Here is a 22,100-nt window from a genome sequence, read left to right as displayed (position 1 = left end):
GATTATTCATCTAAATCGATTTCCCAGTCCCTGAAATAGTACTTCATATCCCGCTGTCCGATTTCTCTTATGACTCTGCAGGGGCTTCCATAGGCTACTGCATTGGCGGGAATATCTTTTGTCACTACGCTTCCGGCTCCGATCACGCTGTTTTCACCGATGAGTACGCCGGGAAGGATGATGGCCCCGGCCCCGATCCATACATTGTCTTCGATGGTAACGGGGACGTTAAACTGGATCTGCTTCTTGCGGATATCGGGGCGGATGGGATGGGCGGCAGTGTCCACCACAACGTTCGGGCCGAACATGACGTTGTTTCCGATGTGGATATCGGCGTCATCCACAAGGGTTAAGTTAAAGTTTGCATAAACGTCATTCCCCATATGGACGTGCTTGCCCCAGTTGGCGTGGAGGGGAGGCTCTATGTAACAGTTTGCTCCGATTTCGGCAAAGAGCTTTTTCAGGATATCCTGCCGCTTCCGGCTCTCGGAAGGACGGGTTTGATTGAAGTCGTAAAGGGTTTCCAGGCAGGCGGTTTGTTCTGCCATCAGGGACTCGTCAACGCAGTTGTAAAGTTTTCCGCTTCTCATTTTTTCTCTTAAATCCATATAAACCTCCTCAATGTACGGGGGCTGTCGGATTGACAGCCTCTTTTTTATTTATTATAACCTGTACATGGGTGGATGTCTATGAGATCAGATGACCTGCAGCAGGTTAAGGAGGATCTGGCTTTTGGGTTTATTGTGCAAGAAAGTGCTATCAGTTGGACAAATAAAAGCACGCTTTTTTCATGCAGGTATATTATAATCAGATTAAGAGATCTTTTGAGGAGGTATCAGGATGAATTATCTGATTGGAATTGACGTGGGGACATCGGCGACAAAGACTGTTCTGTTTGATGAAAAGGGTTCTGTGGTTGCTTCCGCGTCCAGGGAATATCCCCTTTACCAGCCCAGGAACGGCTGGGCGGAGCAGAAGCCGGAAGACTGGAAGGAGGCGGTTCTTGCTACCCTTTCCCAGGTGGTGGCAGAGTCAGGCGTTTTAAAAGAGGATGTGAAGGGAATCGGAATCTCAGGCCAGATGCACGGGCTTGTAATGCTTGATGAAAAAAATGAGGTCATACGCCCTTCCATCATCTGGTGTGACCAGAGGACTGGAGCCGAAGTGGAAGACATGCTTGAGATCATGCCAAAAGAGCGCTGGATTGAGATCACAGCCAATCCGCCTCTTACCGGCTGGACGGCGGCCAAGATTTTATGGGTGAGAAAAAATGAGCCTGAGAATTACGGAAGGTGCAGGCATATCCTCCTTCCAAAGGATTACATCCGTCACGTATTGACGGGAGTTTATGCAACCGAGGTTTCCGACGCCAGCGGAATGCAGCTTTTGGATGTGCCGGGAAGGTGCTGGTCAAAAGAAGTCCTGGATAAGCTGGATATTGATCAGGAGCTTTTGGGCAAAGTATTTGAATCCTGTGAGGTGACGGGGACCCTTCTTCCGGAGATCGCGGAGAAAACCGGACTTTCTGTGGAAACAAAAGTCGTAGGAGGAGCCGGAGACAATGCGGCAGCCGCGGTAGGGACAGGTGTTGTAAAGGATGGAACGGCCTTTACCACCATAGGTACTTCAGGAGTCGTGTTTGCCCACAGCGGCCAGGTCACCATTGATCCCAAGGGAAGAGTCCATACCTGCTGCTGCGCCGTTCCGGGGGCATGGCATGTGATGGGAGTGACCCAGGGGGCAGGTCTTTCCCTAAAATGGTTTAAGGACAATTTCTGTCAGGATTATGTGGAAGAGGCCCAAAGCCAGGGGATTGATGTTTACGATCTCATTAACAGGGATGTGGCCCAGGTAGAGGCAGGAAGCGATAAGCTCATTTACCTTCCCTATTTAATGGGGGAGCGGACCCCTCATCTGGACCCGGACTGCCGGGCAGTATTTTTTGGACTTTCCGCCATACATACAAGAAAGCATATGCTTCGGGCTGTCATGGAAGGAGTATCTTATTCTCTCAGTGACTGCAATGACATTCTCAAGGAAATGGGAATCAGCGTGGGAGAGATGATGGCATGCGGCGGCGGTGGAAAAAGTCCGGTGTGGCGTCAGATGCTGGCTGATATGTATGACTGCCATGTAAAAACCGTTGCCCAGACAGAAGGACCTGCCCTGGGAGCTGCCATTTTGGCCGGAGTAGGATGCGGGATTTATGAGAGCGTGGAAGCAGCCTGTGATGCCCTGATCTCTGAGGATAAGTCCACAGGTCCAGAAGAAAGACAGGCCGGCCTTTATAAAAAATACCATCAGCTATACAAGCAGCTTTATGAGGATCTGAAGGACAGCTATAAAAGGCTCGCAGCGTTATAAATCGTACAAAAAGAAAAACAGGAGGATGAATCAATGCGTTTTTTTATTGATACGGCAAATGTGGAAGAAATCAGAATGGCCAATGAAATGGGAATTATCTGCGGGGTTACCACCAACCCGTCCCTGATTGCAAAGGAAGGCCGCGATTTTAAGCAGGTGATCGGGGAAATCGCCTCCATTGTTGACGGTCCTATCAGCGGAGAGGTGAAGGCCACTACAGTGGATGCAAAGGGCATGATAAAGGAAGGCCGGGAGATAGCGGCCATCCATCCCAACATGGTGGTGAAAATTCCAATGACTGCAGAGGGGCTAAAGGCAGTGAAGGTGCTGAGTGCAGAGGGAATTTCTACTAATGTTACCCTGGTATTTTCAGCGGCCCAGGCCCTTTTGGCAGCAAGAGCAGGTGCAGCCTATGTATCCCCGTTTTTGGGACGCTTGGATGACATCTCCATGCCTGGGATCGACCTCATTGAAGACATTATGGAAATATTCCAGATTCATGGAATTGAGACCGAGATCATTGCGGCCAGTGTGCGCAATCCCATCCATGTGATTGACTGCGCCAAAGCAGGGGCCGATATTGCAACGGTACCCTACAAGGTGCTGGTTCAGATGATACAGCACCCGCTGACAGACCAGGGAATTGAAAAATTTAAAAAGGATTATCTGGCTGTATTCGGAGAATAAAAAAAGAGAGGAAAAACCATGGGATTACCAATCAAACCAGTGACAGATCCAAGCTTTTGCACTTACGGAAAAGTGGTCACAGGATACGATGCAGGAGAGCTGTTGGAAAAAATGAAGGAAACACCTCTTCCGGAAGATGTGATTTATGTACCTTCCGTAGAGGAATTAGAAGAACTGGCGGTTTCTAAGGAAATGGAAAAGAAGCTGTACGGCCAGCTGCCCATTCAGGTAGGCTACTGCAACGGCCACAATAAAAAGCTGAACGCAGTGGAATACCACAGGAATTCAGAGATAAATATAGCCGTGACGGATCTGGTCCTGATTTTAGGGCGGCAGCAGGATATTGCCCCGGATTATACATATGATTCAGGCAAAATGGAGGCATTCCTGGTTCCAGCAGGGACAATCATTGAAGTTTACGCCACAACTCTTCATTATGCGCCCTGCCATGTAGAGGAAGAGGGCTTCCGTTGTGTGGTGATTCTTCCAAAGGATACCAACACCGATTTAGAGCCTGCCGGAGAAGCCCTGAATGAAGAGGACAGATTGCTGTTTGCCAGGAACAAATGGCTCATTGGACATAAAGAGGGCGGACTTCCGGAGCATGCTTATATCGGCGTAACAGGAGAAAATCTATCTATTTGACAAATGTTTAACAATGAAATCAGCAGGCATATGACTGAAAAGGAAATGCCTGAAAATAACAGGAGGAGTGATACAATGAATAATATCCCGGAATTAAAAGTAGGAATCGTGGCGGTGAGCAGGGACTGTTTCCCTGAATCCTTGTCTGTAAACAGGAGAAAAGCGCTGGTAGAGGCATACAGTGCAAAGTATGATGCCGCAAACATCTATGAAAGTCCTGTCTGTATCGTGGAAAGTGAGATCCACATGGTCCAGGCCTTGGAGGATGTAAGGGAAGCCGGCTGCAATGCCCTGGTAGTATATCTTGGAAACTTTGGACCGGAGATTTCAGAAACCCTTCTTGCAAAGCATTTTGACGGACCGGTCATGTTTATCGCTGCGGCTGAGGAAAGCGGGGATAACTTAACTCAGGGACGTGGAGACGCCTACTGCGGAATGTTAAATGCAAGCTACAATTTAAAGCTGAGAAATGTCAAGGCATACATACCGGAATATCCGGTGGGAACGGCAGAGGAATGTGCCGACATGATCGAGGAATTCCTTCCCATAGCCAGAAGCCTGGTAGGGCTTTCCCAGTTAAAAATCATCAGCTTTGGTCCGCGCCCTTTAAATTTCCTTGCATGCAATGCTCCTATCAAGCAGCTTTATAACCTGGGAGTGGAGATCGAAGAAAACTCTGAGCTGGATTTATTTGAAGCTTATAATAAGCATGCAGACGATCCAAGGATTCCGGATGTGGTAAAAGATATGGAAAAGGAACTGGGAGAAGGAAATCAAAAGCCGGAGATCCTTCCAAAGCTTGCCCAGTATGAACTCACCCTTTTGGATTGGGTGGAGGCTCACAAGGGATACCGGAAATATGTAGCCATTGCAGGTAAATGCTGGCCCGCATTCCAGACCCAGTTCGGATTTGTTCCATGCTACGTAAACAGCCGTCTGACAGGAATGGGCATCCCGGTTTCCTGTGAAGTAGACATTTACGGAGCTCTCAGTGAGTTCATCGGAACCTGCATCAGTCTGGATGCCGTGACCCTGCTTGATATTAACAATACGGTGCCTGCCGATATGTATGAAGGGGATATTAAGGGCAAGCATGATTATACCCACCAGGATACCTTTATGGGCTTCCACTGCGGAAATACCTGTTCCAGAAAGCTTTCTGCCTGTTCCATGAAGTACCAGATGATCATGGCCAGAGCGCTTCCTGAGGAGGTTACCCAGGGAACCCTTGAAGGGGATATTGCTCCCGGCGACATTACGTTTTTCCGTCTGCAGAGCACTGCGGACAATTTACTCCGTGCTTACGTTGCCCAGGGAGAGGTGCTTCCCGTTGCAACCCGTTCCTTTGGGTCCATCGGTGTGTTTGCAATTCCGGAAATGGGAAGGTTTTACCGCCATGTGCTGATCGAGAAGAACTTCCCTCACCACGGTGCGGTTGCTTTCGGCCATTATGGGAAGGCCATATTTGAGGTATTTAAGTATCTTGGGGTGGAAGAAATCGGATTTAACCAGCCTAAGGGGATGCTTTATAAGACGGAGAATCCGTTTGGTTAAAAAACTCTATATTCTTTAAAAGCCATAGCTGTAAAAAGAGGAAGGATTCTCCCGCATGGGGGAATCCTTCCTCTTTTTTTGTGCATTTATTGAAGGGAGTTTCGGAAGGCCGGCGCAGCCCACTACGCAGCCTTCATCTGGAACAAATTTCTCACAAAGTGTAACGCACATCCCGGAACAAGCAGTTTTCAGACATATTCTGGAAAATAAAAACAAAAAGTCATCTTGTAGTAATCCCGGCTGTACATCTTTTTCTGAGACTGTATTCCTGACGTCATTTAAAGCTTAACTATTATCGGAAACATCACATTTAGCCAATATCTGATGATTTATTTCTTCTATGAGCAATTCAATAAAAAGGTAAAAAGTAGGTGCATCATCCAATACTGATTCGTCATACAGCCTTGTGATACAGGGAAGAATAACTTTCATATCCGTGTATCTTGATATAGGTGAATTTTCAGTCATGGTAATTAATATGATATTTACCCCCCTTTTACGGAAGGTGCAAACGCTGTCATGATATATTTTTCCGCCGCTGATGGAAAAAATAATGACTGTATCCTCTTGTGTCAATATTTCTCCAAAAGCCTCAGTAGTGCTTAAATCATTAATAGCATGGGCATCAATACGGCATCTGTTTAAACGAAATTCCAGCTGTTGTGCGGAAAAGAAAGAATGATAATGCCCTAATATTATAATTTTATTTGATCTGAGGATGATTTCTGCAATTAGTTTTAACTGAGAAGAATTGTATAATGTCTCTAATTGGCTGAAACAGTTAAGATATTTTCTGAAAGCAGAGAGCGAATCTCCCTCTTCTTGGGTAAGGTGTTTTTTTGTTACTGCATGAGGAGTATTCATGTATCGGTTCATTTCGTATTTAAATTCTGAAAAGCCAGTATACCCAAGCTTCTTGCATAACCTTACAACATTGCTGCGGGATGTATTGCAATGTTCTGCCAGTGCTTCGGCTGAATACCGCACAACATCCACCGGGAATTGGATTGCATATTCAGCAACAAGTCTTTCACCGACAGTAAAGTTTGACATATTATCCTTTATTTTTTCTAATATATTCATGGTTATATCTCCTTCATCTATATCATAGCAAAAAAGGTGTATAAAGTCTATTGAACAAATGACCAAAAATATATTGACCAAAATGTTCGGAAGGTGTATGATAAAGTTAACAGCTGTATTCCCGGGAAATTAATACGATAAAAAGAAGGAGAAGAAAAAATGAGCAAAAATTATGAGAAAATGTCAGAACAAATTATTGCCTGCTCTGGGGGAGGGGATAATTTCCTTACTGTAACAAATTGTGCAACAAGGGTAAGAGTTACATATAAGAATATGGATGCAGTTAACATTGAGGATATGAAAAAAATCGAAGGGGTTTTATCCGTTATAGTTAATGATGCGGTCCAAATCGTCGTAGGTCCGGGCGCCTGTAATAAAATTGCGGATATGATACAGAAAAGGCTGAATGTAGCTGAAGATCCGGAAATGGCTGACAGTTCTGACGATAAAAATGTTTCAAGTGTGAAAAAGAGAAAAATTAATATTTTCAGAGTTTTTTCAGATATTTTTGTACCAATATTACCGGCAATGATTGCCGGTGGTGTTTTACAAGGATTAAATAACGTTCTGAAAAATTATGCCGTAGTGAGAGCTGTTGAAGCCGGCATAGAAGCAGTGGGTGATTTGACGGCAGCTCAGGTATGGCTGCAGAATTACCATTTACTGGGTCTGAGTAATATTATTGGAGTGATTTATACAGCCATATTTGGTTTCCTTGCAGTTTATGTAGGGTATACCTCGGCAAAACAGTTTAAGCTCGAACCTGTATTGGGGGCGGTTTTGGGAAGCATTACGTTACAAAGTACTCTGACCGGTGTAGGTGCGGTGCCTGGACAAGGCGGATTGATTGGCGTAATCCTTGGTGTTTTTGTAATGTCATATATTCAAAGAGCCGTTAAAAAAGCAGTGCCAAATGCAGTGGATGTAATCTTCACACCGGTACTTACTGTTTTAATAACAACTGCGCTTATGGTTACAATATTTATGCCTGTATGCGGTGTATTATCATCGTCTATTGTACAGGGACTTATGTGGCTGCTTAATACCACAGGCCCGGTGGGCGGATTTGTATTATCTGCATTAGCTCCTCTGTTAATATCAACCGGGCTTCATCAGGGATTGACAGCCATACACATGGAAATGATTAACAGTACGGGATATGCACCGCTTCTTGCGGTTCAGGTTATGAGTAATGCAGGAATGGTAGGCGCATCATGTGCCATCTTTATTATGACAAAACAAAAAGCGGTAAAAGATGCCTGTAAGGGTGCTATTCCAACCAGTTTTCTTTGTGTTGGAGAACCGGTTATCTACGGAGTGTGCCTGCCGTCTGGATTTGGCTTTATTACCGGTTCTATCGGTGCGGGAGTCGGAGGCTTTTTTATCAGAACATTTGATGTGGCATTTAACTCCATGGGCATGGCAGGGATGTCTGCAATACCGCTTGTTGCAGATGGTAAATATCTGTATTACATGATCAGTTATTTTGCGGGTGCGGCTGCAGCGTTTGCATTGACATTGATTGTTGGTAAGGCAAGGCATTACCAATAAAAAATTTATACAATTATTTTTGGGGAATTATCCAGAAAGCAAGAGGTTCAGAAAAAATGAGAGCAATTATGGTAATGTTTGATACCCTTAGCAAAAGGTTTTTATCCACTTATGGATCGGATTGGACAATCACACCTAATTTCAAGCGTTTAGAAGAAAAATGTGTGGTATTTGATAATTTCTATGGCGGAAGTATGCCCTGTATGCCGGCAAGGAGGGAATTGCATACAGGAAGGTATAATTTTCTGCACAGGGGCTGGGGACCTTTAGAACCTTTTGACTGTTCGATTATGGAAGAATTGAAACGTGCAGGAATCTATACCCATCTGGTAACGGATCATTCCCATTATTTTGAAGACGGAGGCGCAACCTATCACAACAGGTATGATACGTGGGAAGGTTTTCGGGGGCAGGAAGGAGACCGTTGGGTGCCGCAGATTTGTTCAAACCCGGAATTCAATAAAAATCCCCTGAACAAACAGGGAATTTCGGCTGTACAGCACTATGCAAACCGAAGCAGGATTACCTGTGAAGAAGAGATGCCAAGTGTAAAGACCATAAATGCAGGACTTGAGTTTCTTGATCGTTATAAAACAGAAGAAAATTGGTTTTTGCAGATTGAGTGTTTTGATCCCCATGAACCTTTTTATGTGCCGGAAAAGTATCGCAGCCTGTATCAGTGCGGAACCTTGGAAAATGCATTTAACTGGCCGCCTTATAAACTTACAGGTAATAGTGAGACGAAGGATAAATTAGGTGATCTGAAAAAAGAATATGCTGCCCTTATTACCATGTGTGATCATCACCTGGGACGTATCCTGGATTTTATGGATGAAAATAGAATGTGGGAGGATACGATGCTTATTGTAAATACAGATCATGGGTTTCTGTTGGGGGAAAGAGGTTTCATGGGTAAAAATTATATGCCTATGTATGAGGAAATTATTCACATTCCTTTCTATATGCATGATCCCAGGTATGAAAAAGAAAAGGGCAGGAGAAGTGAATTAGCTCAGACCATTGATATTGCTCCGACACTGTTGGAATGTTTTAAGGTAGATTTAAACGGCTATGAAATGGATGGCAAGCCGCTGACGCCAATTGTAAATGGTAATAAAAAAATCCATGAAAACATACTTTTTGGCATATACGGTGGTCATATTAATATTTACGATGGAAAATACATGTTAATGAAATCGCCGGAAAAGGAAAATAAACCTTTGGTGAGCTGGACCTTAATGCCTGCAAATATGAGAGGATTTTATAAAAGAGAGATTCTGGAAGGCGGTTCTTTCATAAGCGGAGGACGTTTTACAAACGGAATCCCCTGCATGAAATACGAGGAACAGGTTTATATTGATCCAATGCAATTTGGTGATTTATTATTTGATTTAGAAGCAGATCCTGAACAGAAGAATCCGCTGGAAGATTTAAAAATCATGGAGGAAATGTGCAGAAAGCTAAAAAAAGCAATGGATCAGGTAGAAGCTCCTGAAGAACAATTTGTACGGATTGGTCTGGAGTATAACTAGTGCGGCACGCCCTGGTCGGTCAATAGAAGAATTTCATGGTACATCGGCTATAACATCCTATAGAATGCTGTAGCCGATGAAAATTTATTGGATTGGAGAAAAGATGGGACTATTAAATAATCTTATTAAAAAAACGAGGGAAATTCCGGCACAGGAAATAATAACTGCTTATGCGGAAGGAGAACTGATATCCATTAAAGATGTAAAGGATCCAACCTTTGCGGAAGAAATATTAGGAAGAGGTGTTGCAATTAAACCTTCTAAGGGGGAATTATATGCACCGGTAGACGGTACTGTTGCCATGTTGTTTGATACCTTGCATGCCATAGCTCTGACAACTGAAATGGGCCAGGAAATTCTGCTTCATATTGGTATTGATACAGTGGAATTAAAGGGAAAATACTTTTCTGCAAATGTAAAAGTGGGGCAGAAAGTAAAAGCAGGAGAATTAATGATCCGCTTTGAAATTGAAAAAATACAGGAATCAGGATTTGATACGGTAATTCCAATGATCGTAACTAATCAGGATGAATTCAGCAGCTTTCAGTTAGCGGATCCCCATACTGTAAATATTGGCGAGAAAGTTATGGCAGTATCCAAATAAAAAGTGATATTTAACCTCGGTGAAGCGGGGCCCGCTGTGAGCAAGCAGCGAAGCGGATTGCAAATATCCGATTGATCATCATCAAGTGACAAAGGATCAGACCGTCAGGAAAATATTATAATATTATAAATCAAAAATGCGGATTCCGTAGAATCCGCAAATATGGCAGCTTTAGTTATGCGCAGTCCAATCATTAGTCTTTGCTTACATAATTCCCTTCATAACCAGGACAGCCATAATACATGTTATTAAGATGACTGCTGCAGTAAGGGTAATTTCAAAACTGAAAATCCTCTTTTTGGGAGCGTCGGCAGAAGCTGTTGAATCGGGAATCATAAGATTGGATCTTCTCAGGGTGGTCACCAAAGGCTTATAGATGAGAAGAGTCAGGGCTGTATTGATTCCTCCCTTTAACAGGTTAAAGGGAATAAATGCCGGGAGAAGGAGTTTGACTACAGCTTCCCGCGGATATCCCATGTAAATCGGGGTGATGAGGTAGTTCCACAAAACCATGACCAGGGTCATGAGAAGAGTGCCTAACACCATGCCAAAGAAAGCTCCCCACATGGAATGGCGCTTCTTATAGAGATAAGCTGCCGGACAAACAAATGCCACTGTTGATAGAATGTTCATGATCAGCCCGATGATACCGGTGCTGCTGATGGTGAACATCTCTACAAAAGACACAATGACAGAGATCAGTGCCGCGGACATTGGGCCGAATAGGAAGCCTCCGGTCAGGATGATAATATCCTTGGGTTCATACTCAAGGAAAGGCAGTATTGGAATTAAGGGAATCCGGATTGCCACAACTGCTACAAAGGCCAGCGCACAAAGCATGGCCATGAGGGTGAGTTTGCTTGTTTTCTTTGTCATATTCATGGTTAAATCCTCCTGAAAATAAGTAACACCTGAAAGTATGCCTTTCAGGTGTTAAAAATAGACAGGTGTATTATCACTATTTAACACATCTTCTTTCATCCAGACTATACTGTCGGTATTGGAATCACACCAATTCTGCGCAATTTGCGCTCGCGGACTTTACCGCCGGTCGGGAATTACACCCTGCCCTGAAGACAACTATATTCAAATGTTCTTGAATTATTATAACATTTTAAAAAATAAATGCAATATGTTGTTGCAATTTTTTTAATGCTTTGCTATAATAGCGGACATGGGGGTATAGCTCAGCTGGGAGAGCGCTTGAATGGCATTCAAGAGGTCATGGGTTCGAATCCCACTATCTCCACTTAAACAATAAGCCGCAGGCATGAATGCTTGGGGCTTAAATTATAACTTACAGGGACGGGACACTTGATAAATCAAGGGCAAAAAAGGTACATTCTCAGTTTTGAAAATGTGCCTTTTTTGCCTTTTTCTATGGATGATATGAGAAGGCTCATTGAAAAAGTTATTGTACATGAGAACAGCACTTTCACGGTGGAATTCAAGAGCAGAACTACAGTTGAAATATAACACAGAATAGTATGGGCTTTGTGGCTCCTGCTATTTATTTGCTTTTAAAAATTTTCAATAACGATTAAATGAAAACCAGTTGACGAAGATGTGATGGAAGTATATAATAAGGATAACGAACAAATGTTCTGGATTCTCACCTTAGTGCAAGGGGATGTGCCTTGGTTTAATATAATACTATAAAATAAGTTGATGGATATGGTAATATTTTACTATTTTATCTATTAATTTGAATATATTATGATATAATTGGTAGTATTAACTGTGGCAGTTTACAGAACGGGTGATACTATGAAAAAAGTTGAAATTATCAAAGATAATATAAATACCGAAGCTATCTCAAATCTTAAGGGAATTGGGTTGCAAAAGCTACGTGCAGTTGAACGATTATTGTGTGCACTTCAAGAAAAGCGAAGTAGCGTATTTTGTACAATAGAATATGTTGATGATGTTTTTGAATATGATATGAGTAATGGTACAAATGAAATCAGATCGGAACAGAATAAGAATTACTCATCTGATTTTTCTATTAATAGTATAGAAATTAAAAACTCAATTAGAATATTTATCGATACATGGCGTAGAATTGATGAAGATGAAAATATTATATTTGTGTTTTATTCTAATGCTGGAACCAAAAAAGAGAGAAAAGTGGGGCAACTTGCTAAGTTTGATGAGTTACCAGAAAAGGGGCTCTTAGATTTGCTGAAAGAACAACAATTTGATGTAGCTCTGTCATATGTTATTCCAGTCATCAAAGAATATTATGTTGAGCAGCATAAGTCAAACTCAAATAGCAATGAAAGCGAGTCAGAACGTAATTATTATAAAGTGTATATTGATAGTTTGACCTTTGATCAATGGAAAGCTTTTTTCAAACTGATTGAATGGAGATTTGATGAGAAAAATGAACGAGAAGTTCGAGAATGTATTGATAAAACAGTCGGGGAATTATGTATTCAATATAATGTGGATTCAAAATATCAAAGTGCAATAACCGCTCGACTTTATGATTTGGTAGAATCGCAAGCTATGGAGGATAGTTTCTTAAAAAGGATGGTACATGTTGCTCAGATAGAACTTTTATTTAAAGATTTTGCACGCGAAGCTAAAATGGATGAAAGATTAGATCCTCTTCATTATAAATGGGATGCATTGGAAAATTTAGATGCACGAGATTTGCAGGAAAAGATTCTAGGAGTTTGTGCTGATTTTGCTGATATTTCCATGGAAGAGATACAAGACGATTTTGTTGATGGTAAATATGAACAGGATCAATATGATAATCCCAAAGCAATAAAAGCATATAATTATCGCATATATAGTAAATGTAAAAGGGAAATAAAAAGATTTCTAATTGAGAAAAAACATATTATTATGACTGAAAACATTATATTGTCTTTTTTAGATAAAATGACAGATGAAGCATATGCTGTAGTTTTGGATAAAAGTAAAACTTATGATATACCTTATCTAGATAGAGATATGGTATATAAATCTATATTGATTTTATTTCAAGAATGCTTTATTGCATTAGATTGAGGAAGTATGGATAATAAAAAGAGAATGATGTTTGTTCTGGATGAAGATTATTATTATGTAACATTAAAGATTTTGTCAACAGTCTTTTTTATTTCGGGATTCAACAAAAAGTTTGTTGATTATAAGAAGCTTTCTTTTATTTTGGAATTCTGTAAAAGTGATTATCGCCTAAGACTTTATGAAAAGGCAGTCAGTGATAGAAGTCTTAATGTTTTTGAGCATGAGGAATTAACAACCATTTACTGTAATGCTAATTTAAATGATTCTATGATACAGAGAGTATTATACTTTCTGGAAAAGCAAGGCATAATACATATGAGCAAAAATGATAGATTTGGATGTATAGATTTGGAATTAGTCAAGAGTAAAGATTTGGAATCTCTTTTTGATTCAAATATTTTGGCCAGTGAACGAAGTAATATCAACATTATTAAAAATAATATGACTCGCATAGGAACTTACAAATTCGATTCTTTTATATCTAAAATTTATGGTAAAAATGAGGTGGCAAAATGGGAAGAATAGCAATTAGAAGAGTGAGTTATTTCGGAAAAAACTATTACTTCGAATCGCCTCATTTAAATGATGGCATAGTATTATTAGAAGGGGAAAATGGTAACGGAAAAAGTACCTTTATGGACTTAATCTATTTTGGATTAGGCGGGAAGGTTGAGGGGTTTTATAAAGATGATAGAAAAATACATGATAAACATACTGAAATTTATTACGATACAGAAAATTATGTGGAAATAGAACTGGATATTAATGAAGAGAGATATGAATTCACAAGATATTTCAACAGAAATATAATTTATGTTGTTGATTCGGAGGATAATATTGATGAATATAATATTTACAGAACTGCTGATAATGGTAATGAAGTTTTTTCCGATTGGTTACTTGAAAAGTTAGGTATTGAAGTATTTGATATGATACAGGGAACAAAACAATTCAAAATAGGTTTTACGGATTTATTGAGATTAGTATACTATGATCAAAAAACTGAAATCGGAAAGATTTATAAGGCTTCAGATAATGATAATTTTGTCTCAGATTCAATAGAAATCCGTAAGGCAATATTTGAAATACTTGTTGGAAAGATTTATAATGAGTATTATTCTATGCTTGCTAAATACAAAACTGAATTAACCGAGTTTGAAAAACAACAAGCTGTATCGGATAGCTATGATGATTTTCTGCGTCAAATTTTAGATGGAAATATCGATAATTCGGAATTTATTCAATCTGAGATTGATAAGATAGAGGAATTAACTAAGCAAAAATATCTTGAGAGAGATATAGCAAGAAATAATGAAGTTAATAGCTTTGAAATCTTTGATGAGATTAAAGTTCAGCGAAGTAGAGTTCAAAAGATTCAGCTAGAAAAAGATTCTACTGAAAAAATAAGCTTAGCAATCAAAAATTCTATTGAAAAAATATTATATTTGCAGGATGAAGCAAAAAGAGAGATTGATGAAGTTGAAAAAATACGTTTTATTGATAAGAGAATGAAATTATTTTCCCCAAACACATGTCCATATTGTTTACATGATGTTCAAAGAGAGAATGGGAAGTGTATATGTGGAAGTGAAATTGATGAAGCACAGTATGAAAAGTTCTTTTATACAGATGCAGAATATGTTGAAATCATTAATGCTAAGAAAAAATCACTTAAGTCTTTAAATGAGTTATTAGAAAAGAAAAGGGCTCGAAAACTAAATGTTGATAATGATGTAAAGGAATTTGAAAATCAAATAAGAGAAACTCAAGCTTATATTGTTGATTTAGAGAAAGATATTGGCACAAACTATAACTCCGCTTATGCTAAACATTTAGATGAACAAATTGCTAATTTATATTCTAGAAGTGTAGATATGTCCAGGGCCAAGGAACTGGCGGCTAAGAAAGAGGCTCTGGTATCATCATGTATTAAGCTTCGTAATAGTGTAGATTCTTTGAAAATAAAAGTCAATTTACAGTTAGATAAAGCTAAAGAGGATATGCTTGGCAAGAAGAAGAAATTCAATAAGGTTTACGCCGAGTTAATGAAAGCAACGGACAGCTCTTGTTTTGATGCGTATTTAGGTGAAGACTATATGCCATATATAAATGGTGGAGCATACAGGGAGCGGAGTGCGTATGTCTCGAGACGATTGATGTACTTTTTTACATTATTACTTTTAAGTCTCGAAACCGATATGAACTACCCTCAGTTTTTGATGATTGATACACCCAATAAGGAGGGAATTGATCCGGAAAAGCTAATCAAAATTCTTGTGCATCTTGATATGGCAAATGAAAAAAGTAATCTCTATGATAAGAAGTTTCAAATTATTTTGACAACCGGGCGAGGTGTTTATCCAAAGGAATTTGAGAAATACGTCTTTTTATCTCTGGATGACGATAATAAACTGCTTAAAAGGAGGCAATGATAAATTCAAAGGGTCTATATCTACTGACTTATATATCTTAAAATTACAATGAGCAATATTACATAATCATGAGTAAGTATTTTATTAACTTATGATTTATCTCTGGCAAATGTGAGTGGACAGAGATTGCTGGATTTTTAACTGCCGCCAGGGTCCAACCACACCCTGACGGTATCATTTTTATCTCTTCAAGGCATGTTGAGAAGTTTGTCAAATAATCTCACCAAAAAATTGAGATGGCAATGTAACCTGACGGAGAAAGTAATTATACGCCGCAGGGAAATACTACTTGATATTGTCAAGATTTTTTCGCAAATTATATTTCAACCGTTGATGACGTATAATTAATTTCGCAAATTTAATTTCATAAAAATAGACATGGTCTATAGCCGTTTGGTAGAATTAAGTTACCACACAAAATACTCTCAAAGGAGGCTATAGAACATGTCTGATAATATTATACAATTAAACCAGGAACTTATCCATAACGAATTGAAAGATTTAGTACGCAACAGCGTTGAGGAAACCCTCAATGCCTTGCTGGATCATGAAGCAGAAGAACTCGTTAATGCGGAAAAATACGAACGTTCCGGTGAACGCAAGGGATATCGTTCCGGCCATTACAGCAGGAACTTTCAAACCACAGCTGGTGAGGTCAAATTAAAGATGCCAAAGCTAAAGGGTGTTCCGTTCGAAACTGCCATTATTGAACGCTATCGCCGCAGAGAATGCTCCGTAGAAGAGGCTCTCATTGAAATGTATCTCGCGGGTGTTTCTGTTCGCCGTGTTGAAGATATCACCGAGGCATTATGGGGAACTAAAGTTTCACCTGGAACAATAAGTAATCTAAATAAAAAACCTTATGAACACATTGAAACGTGGAGAAGCCGCAAACTTAGCGGTTCTTATCCATATGTTTATGTAGACGGTGTTTATTTAAAGCGCAGCTGGGGTGGTGAAGTTCAAAATGTCTCTATCCTTGTTGCTATTGGTGTCAATGAAGATGGATGCCGTGAAATCATTGGCACAGCAGAAGGTATGAAAGAAGATCGTGAAAGCTGGAGGACATTCTTTGTATGGTTAAAAGAACGTGGCCTGGCTGGAGTGCGCCTAATTATTGGTGATAAATGCCTTGGGATGCTCGAATCCATTCCAGAAGTATTTCCGGATGCAAAGTATCAAAGATGTACGGTTCACTTCTATCGGAATATATTTTCTGCCACTCCTCGTAATAAGATGAAAGAAGTCTCTATGCTGCTAAAGGCTATTCATGCTCAAGAGTGTAAGGTATCTGCAAAGGAAAAGGCAAAACAAGTAGCTGATAAACTTCGCAAGATGAAATTAACTTCGGCTGCCAAAAAGGTCGAAGATGGAATCGAGGAAACTCTTACATACATGGATTTTCCCAGCCAGCACTGGACTAGAATTCGCACCAACAACACCATTGAAAGACTTAATAGAGAAATCAAACGTAGAACTCGGGCAATTGGTGCTTTTCCTGATGGGCAAAGTGCTTTAATGCTTGTATGTGCCAGACTGCGACACGTAGCAGGAACCCAATGGGGAACAAAGCGCTACATGAATATGGAGCATCTGAAAGAATTGGATCTCCAGAACCAGTCTGATATCATAGCCGGTTGACTACCGGCTACTGGACGGTTGAAATACAATTTGCGAAAAAATCTTGACACTTTCTTAAAATTTTATCAATTAACCGTTTTGTCTTTTTTGCGTTAGGCAAAATAAAGTCAAACCGTTCTGAAAATGTTTTATGACAGCATTGTAGATTATCACAAAACATTTTTCTTACACTAAGCAGAAGAATTGTTTGTTTATCCTGTAAGGAAATATCTTGAATTTCTCGCTGATAAATAGAATGAATTTTAAATGATGAATTTCCGCAATATGGACAATTCACTGCTTTTTTCATAGAATGAACCTCCATAATTATTTTATCACTTTTTATTCTACAATCTGAACATTCTAAATTCGTATCCAATTCTTTGATAAGTTCTTGTTCCATATATACCACCATCCTATATGGGCATTCTATTACTTTATCACATTAATATCAACTAATATTGGAAAGAACCTATTGAGCTCTTACTTTTCAAGTTAAATTATTCCCATCATGTAATGAAATATATTTTTACAGTGGGAATGGTGAATTTTTCCATACGACACCGTTTGAGTTTTTTTCGAATAGATGTCTTTTTGTTTGCCAGTCTTTTGGACAAGCCTTTGTGCAGCTTCGGGCCAAGTTGGCCTGGTATGCGGTACAGACAGATTGCGGACATTGGGCGTGAAAGACGGAAGTACAAGTGGTTCGGTTAAGTCCATTCATTCAAAAAACTTGTCTGAGAGATTTGAAATAACCTGTACATACAACTTTTAAAGAAAATGGAAAAAAAGGTAAAATACGTATTGACAAAATATGAACAAGAATATATAGTTATTTTATGGTTATTAAATATTACTATAAAATGCACTGGTGTATATGAATAAATTGAGCAAAATAACATGAAAGTTAATTCGGAGTATGATAAAATACATAATAGTGAATAAAAATGCAAAATTGCGCAAAGCGCAAGTTGTATATATAAAATAATACCACAGGAGGGTAAAAATTATGAAACGAAGAATTCTAAGCCTCATTCTCGGGACAGTCCTTTCCGCTGCCATGCTGGCAGGTTGCGGCGGTTCCCAGACCTCGGCAACCACGGCCGCGCCGGCGGCTGAAACCAAAGCAGAGGCCACCACAGCAGCCAAAGAGGCGGAAACCCAGGCGGCGAAAGCCACGGGAAGCGGCGGAAGGGTCGGCGTGGCTATGCCTACCCAGTCCTCGGAGCGTTGGATCAATGATGGAGCCAACATGAAGAAGCAGCTGGAAGCCCTGGGCTACGAAGTGGATCTTCAATACGCAGAGGACGACGTTCAGATGCAGGTTTCCCAGATCGAAAACATGATCGCTTCCGGTGTTAACTGTCTGGTTATTGCTTCCATTGATTCCTCCGCATTGGTAAATGTGGAAGAGCAGGCAAAGAGCGCAGGTATTCCCATCATTGCCTATGACCGCTTGTTAATGGATACGGATGCTGTATCCTATTATGCGACCTTTGATAATAAGGGAGTAGGTACAGCTATCGGACAGTACATAAAAGACAAAAAGGAACTGGATAAGGCCAAGGCAGAGGGGAAATCCTACACCATTGAATTTTTCATGGGATCTCCGGATGACAACAACGCATTGTTCTTATACAACGGCCTGATGGAGGTTTTAAAGCCATACCTGGATGATGGAACCCTGGTATGTGAGTCTGGCCGTACTTCCTTTGAGGATACTTGTATTTTAAGATGGTCCCAGGAAACAGCACAGCAGAACTGCGAGAATTATCTGACCGGCTTTTACGCAGACAAGAAGCTGGATATCTGTGCTTCTGCCTTTGACGGCTTTGCCTATGGCTGCAAAGCGGCTCTTGAAGGCGCAGGCTACAAAGTAGGCGAGGACTGGCCGCTTATTACGGGACAGGATGCGGAGCTGATGGCTACGAAAAATATTATCTCAGGCTTCCAGACCATGTCCATTTACAAGGACACCCGTCTGCTGGCTGAAAAGTGCGTGACCATGGTTCAGGCTGTTCTTCAGGGAGCTGAGCCGGAGATCAACGATACCACCCAGTACAATAACGGCAAGATCGTAGTTCCGTCCTATTTATGCACTCCGGTTGCGGTTGATAAGGACAATTACAAGAAAGTCATTGTTGACGGCGGTTATTATACGGAAGCACAGCTGGCACAGTAGCAAAAAGAATAACGGAATAGGAATATTGACAGGCGGCGGCGAAGAAACCGCCGCCTGCTTCCGTGTAACGTAAGAAAGTAAAGGAGTTGATGAGATGTCTGAACATATCTTGGAGATGAACCATATCACCAAAGAGTTCTACGGGGTAAAAGCTTTGGATGATGTAAATATTAAGGTGAAGCGGGGCGAGATCCATGCACTCTGCGGAGAGAATGGAGCGGGGAAATCTACTTTGATGAACGTGCTTTCCGGCGTTTATCCTTATGGGACCTACAGCGGCGATATTGTATACAATGGAAATGTAAGTCAGTTTCACAGCATTAAGCAAAGCGAAGCAAAGGGAATCGTAATCATTCACCAGGAGTTAGCCTTAAGTCCCTACTTGTCCGTGGCGGAAAACGTATTTCTGGGAAATGAACAGACAGCGGTTAAAGGGGTGGTAGATTGGACGAAAACGAATAAACGGGCTCAGGAAATGCTTGAGAAAGTAGGACTTGAAAATGAAAATTTAAATGTACCTGTCAGCAGCCTGGGCGTAGGCAAGCAGCAGCTCATTGAAATTGCCCGCGCTATGGCAAAGCAGGTGGAGCTTTTGATTTTGGATGAGCCCACCGCAGCCCTCAATGACGAGGAGAGCAGGCGGCTTCTGGACATCATGCTGGATTTGAAGAAGCACGGCATTACCTGCATCATAATTTCCCATAAACTCAATGAAATCAGCTATGTGGCGGATTCCATTACCGTGATCCGGGATGGAAAGACCATAGAAACCCTGGAAAAGGGGAAGGATGAGATCAGCGAGGACCGTATCATCAAGGGTATGGTGGGGCGGGAGCTGACGAACCGTTTTCCGGAAAGATGCTGTGATATGGGAGATAAAATTTTTGAGGTTGAGAACTGGAATGTATATCATCCCGATGATCCGGACCGGAAGATGGTAAGGGATATATCCTTTCATGTGAGATCAGGGGAGGTGGTAGGCTTTGCGGGACTAATGGGCGCGGGAAGAACGGAACTGGCCATGAGCCTTTTCGGAAGATCCTATGGGCAGAAAATTACTGGAACCATAAAGATAAACGGAAAGCAGGTCCTCATCCGGAATGTAAGAGATGCCATCAATAACAAATTGGCCTACGTTTCCGAGGACCGGAAGAATTATGGTCTTATCCTGATTGACAGCGTGCGCGGAAATATGACCCTGGCAGCACTGCGCAACTTCTTTTCCAAAAGAGGTATCGTAAACGGCAATGCCGAAAATCTTTCATCGGAGGAGTATAGAAAGAAAATCAACGTAAAAGCCAATTCCATTAACCAGACAGTCAGTTCCCTTTCCGGTGGGAACCAGCAGAAGGTGGTGCTGGCAAAATGGATGATGACCCAGCCGGACGTGCTGATTCTGGATGAACCGACCCGGGGCATCGACATCGGGGCAAAGTACGAGATATACTGCGTAATCAACGATTTGGCAAAGGCGGGTAAGGCAATTATTGTGATCTCCTCGGAGCTTCAGGAAATCATTGGAATCTGTGACCGCATCTACGTCATTAATGAGGGACACATAACCGGTGAATTATCCAGTGACGAAGTTTCCCAGGAAAAGATTATGAAATGTATTATGGCAGATAACGGAAAGGATGAATAGAGATGGACAAGAAAAAGACGGTTAATATTAATATGAAAGAATACGGCATGGTACTGGCTCTTATTGCGGTATTTCTCATTTTTGCGGTAATGACAGGCGGAAAAAACATGTCCCCGGCAAACATTAATAACCTGATTATGCAGAACAGCTATATCGTCATCCTTGCGGTCGGCATGCTGCTGTGCGTATTGACCGGAAATATTGACTTAGGTGTAGGTTCTATCGTTGCGGTCTGCGGAGCGGCTGTAGGCATTATGATCGTGGACTATAAGGCCAGCATGTGGATGGCGATTCTGGCAGCCCTGGCAATCGGCACATTATCCGGTATGTTTGTAGGATTTTTTGTGTCAAAGCTTTCCATTCCTCCCTTTATTGTGACGCTGGCGACCATGTTAATGGGCCGGGGGCTTACCTATACCCTATTAAAGGCCCAGACAAAGGGGCCTCTTCCCACAAACTATACATACATTGGCGCAGGCTTTCTGCCTACCGTTAAAATTCCGTTTGCTACGGGGACTTTGGATATGGTATCCATTGGAGTTGCCCTTACCGCCTTTGCACTCATTATTTTCGCCGAAATAAGGAGCATACGGACAAAGAAGAAATATGGTTTTCCTGTCAATCCTCTGTGGCAGTCTGTATTAAAGGTGGGTGTGATTCTGGTGATTGTCTGGTTTTTCTTCTACAAGCTGTCCCGTTATAATGGTATTCCGTTTGTTCTGGTGATCATGGGCGCGTTGGTTGTCCTCTATCATTTCATTACAAGCAGGACTGTGGCTGGGCGGCAGATTTACGCTTTAGGCGGCAATGCGAAAGCGGCAAAGCTTTCCGGCATCAATACGGGAAAGGTCTTTTTCTGGGTATATACCAATATGGGCATCCTGTGCGCCATTGCCGGTATCGTTCTCTCTGCCAGAAACGCTTCCGCAACTCCCAAGGCGGGAGACCAGTTTGAAATGGATGCCATCGCTTCCTGCTATATCGGAGGAGCTGCGACAACCGGAGGCGTGGGCACGATTATCGGAGCTGTTGTCGGCGCATTTATCATGGGTATTTTGAACAATGGTATGTCCCTTTACGGCTGGTCCACCGACATCCAGAAAATCGTAAAAGGTGCTGTACTTTTGGGGGCAGTTACGATAGACTTATTATCAAAGAGAAAAAAATAGCTGAAAGATAGGGATGG

Annotated in this window: 19 protein-coding genes, 1 tRNA gene and 1 riboswitch; of the genes, 15 read left to right on the top strand and 5 right to left on the bottom strand. The window is 41.3% G+C overall.

All coding sequences use genetic code 11. The features are described from left to right. Positions 1–2: 2 nt before the first annotated feature. Positions 3–608, bottom strand: coding sequence for a sugar O-acetyltransferase (locus tag K401_RS0129845; protein WP_024296390.1), 606 nt, complete (start codon positions 606–608; stop codon positions 3–5). Between the two features lie 232 nt (positions 609–840). Here K401_RS0129845 and xylB point away from each other — a divergent pair, with 232 nt between their 5' ends. The 4 genes from xylB (at position 841) to K401_RS0129820 (ending at position 5,250) form a co-directional block, all read left to right on the top strand. Beyond that, positions 841–2,364, top strand: a complete 1,524-nt coding sequence (gene xylB / locus K401_RS0129835; RefSeq protein WP_024296389.1) for a xylulokinase — start codon at positions 841–843, stop codon at positions 2,362–2,364. Between the two features lie 33 nt (positions 2,365–2,397). Continuing rightward, on the top strand, positions 2,398–3,051 hold the full coding sequence (gene fsa / locus K401_RS0129830; protein ID WP_024296388.1) for a fructose-6-phosphate aldolase: 654 nt from the start codon (positions 2,398–2,400) through the stop codon (positions 3,049–3,051). An 18-nt stretch (positions 3,052–3,069) separates the two neighbouring features. Continuing rightward, complete coding sequence (locus K401_RS0129825; protein WP_024296387.1) at positions 3,070–3,696, top strand: DUF4867 family protein; 627 nt, start codon at positions 3,070–3,072, stop codon at positions 3,694–3,696. A 75-nt stretch (positions 3,697–3,771) separates the two neighbouring features. Beyond that, complete coding sequence (locus K401_RS0129820) at positions 3,772–5,250, top strand: L-fucose/L-arabinose isomerase family protein (protein WP_024296386.1); 1,479 nt, start codon at positions 3,772–3,774, stop codon at positions 5,248–5,250. A 15-nt stretch (positions 5,251–5,265) separates the two neighbouring features. Here the strand turns inward: K401_RS0129820 and K401_RS34305 are convergent, their stop codons facing one another. Together K401_RS34305 and K401_RS0129810 are read right to left on the bottom strand one after the other, a co-directional pair. Then, positions 5,266–5,466, bottom strand: coding sequence for a DUF6783 domain-containing protein (locus K401_RS34305; protein WP_024296385.1), 201 nt, complete (start codon positions 5,464–5,466; stop codon positions 5,266–5,268). A 69-nt stretch (positions 5,467–5,535) separates the two neighbouring features. Next, entirely contained in the window at positions 5,536–6,333 is a 798-nt protein-coding gene (locus K401_RS0129810; protein WP_024296384.1) for a MurR/RpiR family transcriptional regulator, read from the bottom strand. A 159-nt stretch (positions 6,334–6,492) separates the two neighbouring features. Between K401_RS0129810 and K401_RS0129805 the strand changes: the two genes are divergently transcribed. The 3 genes from K401_RS0129805 to K401_RS0129795 all read left to right on the top strand — a co-directional run bounded on the left by K401_RS0129805 (position 6,493) and on the right by K401_RS0129795 (position 10,020). Further along, a complete protein-coding gene (locus K401_RS0129805) occupies positions 6,493–7,884 on the top strand; it encodes a PTS transporter subunit EIIC (RefSeq protein ID WP_024296383.1) in 1,392 nt (463 codons plus the stop codon). A 56-nt stretch (positions 7,885–7,940) separates the two neighbouring features. Then, on the top strand, positions 7,941–9,416 hold the full coding sequence (locus tag K401_RS0129800; RefSeq protein ID WP_024296382.1) for a sulfatase: 1,476 nt from the start codon (positions 7,941–7,943) through the stop codon (positions 9,414–9,416). A gap of 103 nt (positions 9,417–9,519) precedes the next feature. Further along, positions 9,520–10,020 (top strand): PTS sugar transporter subunit IIA, encoded by a 501-nt coding sequence (locus K401_RS0129795; RefSeq protein ID WP_027352254.1) that lies wholly within the window; start codon positions 9,520–9,522, stop codon positions 10,018–10,020. Positions 10,021–10,224: 204 nt separating this feature from the next. On the opposite strand, the gene K401_RS0129790 is transcribed toward K401_RS0129795, so the two are convergent. Then, positions 10,225–10,902, bottom strand: coding sequence for an ECF transporter S component (locus K401_RS0129790; RefSeq protein WP_027352255.1), 678 nt, complete (start codon positions 10,900–10,902; stop codon positions 10,225–10,227). An 83-nt stretch (positions 10,903–10,985) separates the two neighbouring features. Next, positions 10,986–11,102, bottom strand: a riboswitch (FMN riboswitch). A 94-nt stretch (positions 11,103–11,196) separates the two neighbouring features. Between K401_RS0129790 and K401_RS0129785 the strand changes: the two genes are divergently transcribed. The 5 genes from K401_RS0129785 to K401_RS0129765 all read left to right on the top strand — a co-directional run bounded on the left by K401_RS0129785 (position 11,197) and on the right by K401_RS0129765 (position 17,111). Next, a tRNA-Ala gene (locus K401_RS0129785) sits at positions 11,197–11,269 on the top strand. A gap of 518 nt (positions 11,270–11,787) precedes the next feature. After that, a complete protein-coding gene (locus K401_RS0129780) occupies positions 11,788–13,038 on the top strand; it encodes a hypothetical protein (protein ID WP_024296379.1) in 1,251 nt (416 codons plus the stop codon). A 6-nt stretch (positions 13,039–13,044) separates the two neighbouring features. After that, on the top strand, positions 13,045–13,563 hold the full coding sequence (locus K401_RS0129775) for a hypothetical protein (RefSeq protein WP_024296378.1): 519 nt from the start codon (positions 13,045–13,047) through the stop codon (positions 13,561–13,563). Continuing rightward, a complete protein-coding gene (locus K401_RS0129770) occupies positions 13,551–15,470 on the top strand; it encodes an AAA family ATPase (protein WP_024296377.1) in 1,920 nt (639 codons plus the stop codon). The genes K401_RS0129775 and K401_RS0129770 overlap by 13 nt, the downstream gene beginning before the upstream one ends. Before the next feature lie 444 nt (positions 15,471–15,914). After that, complete coding sequence (locus K401_RS0129765; protein WP_024296376.1) at positions 15,915–17,111, top strand: IS256 family transposase; 1,197 nt, start codon at positions 15,915–15,917, stop codon at positions 17,109–17,111. Between the two features lie 7 nt (positions 17,112–17,118). Here the strand turns inward: K401_RS0129765 and K401_RS0129760 are convergent, their stop codons facing one another. Further along, positions 17,119–17,493, bottom strand: coding sequence for a transposase family protein (locus K401_RS0129760; protein ID WP_024296375.1), 375 nt, complete (start codon positions 17,491–17,493; stop codon positions 17,119–17,121). A 606-nt stretch (positions 17,494–18,099) separates the two neighbouring features. On the opposite strand from K401_RS0129760, the gene chvE reads away from it, so the two are divergent. The 3 genes from chvE to mmsB all read left to right on the top strand — a co-directional run bounded on the left by chvE (position 18,100) and on the right by mmsB (position 22,083). After that, positions 18,100–19,272 (top strand): multiple monosaccharide ABC transporter substrate-binding protein, encoded by a 1,173-nt coding sequence (gene chvE, locus K401_RS0129755; protein WP_024296374.1) that lies wholly within the window; start codon positions 18,100–18,102, stop codon positions 19,270–19,272. A gap of 94 nt (positions 19,273–19,366) precedes the next feature. Next, complete coding sequence (mmsA, locus tag K401_RS0129750; RefSeq protein WP_024296373.1) at positions 19,367–20,914, top strand: multiple monosaccharide ABC transporter ATP-binding protein; 1,548 nt, start codon at positions 19,367–19,369, stop codon at positions 20,912–20,914. Positions 20,915–20,916: 2 nt separating this feature from the next. Further along, on the top strand, positions 20,917–22,083 hold the full coding sequence (mmsB, locus tag K401_RS0129745) for a multiple monosaccharide ABC transporter permease (RefSeq protein ID WP_024296372.1): 1,167 nt from the start codon (positions 20,917–20,919) through the stop codon (positions 22,081–22,083). Positions 22,084–22,100: the final 17 nt, after the last annotated feature.

The organism is Lacrimispora indolis DSM 755 (assembly GCF_000526995.1).
In the GTDB taxonomy this organism is placed as follows: domain Bacteria; phylum Bacillota; class Clostridia; order Lachnospirales; family Lachnospiraceae; genus Lacrimispora; species Lacrimispora indolis.
The sequence above is the reverse complement of the archived record's forward strand: the minus strand, read 5'-3'. Positions and strand labels throughout refer to the sequence as shown.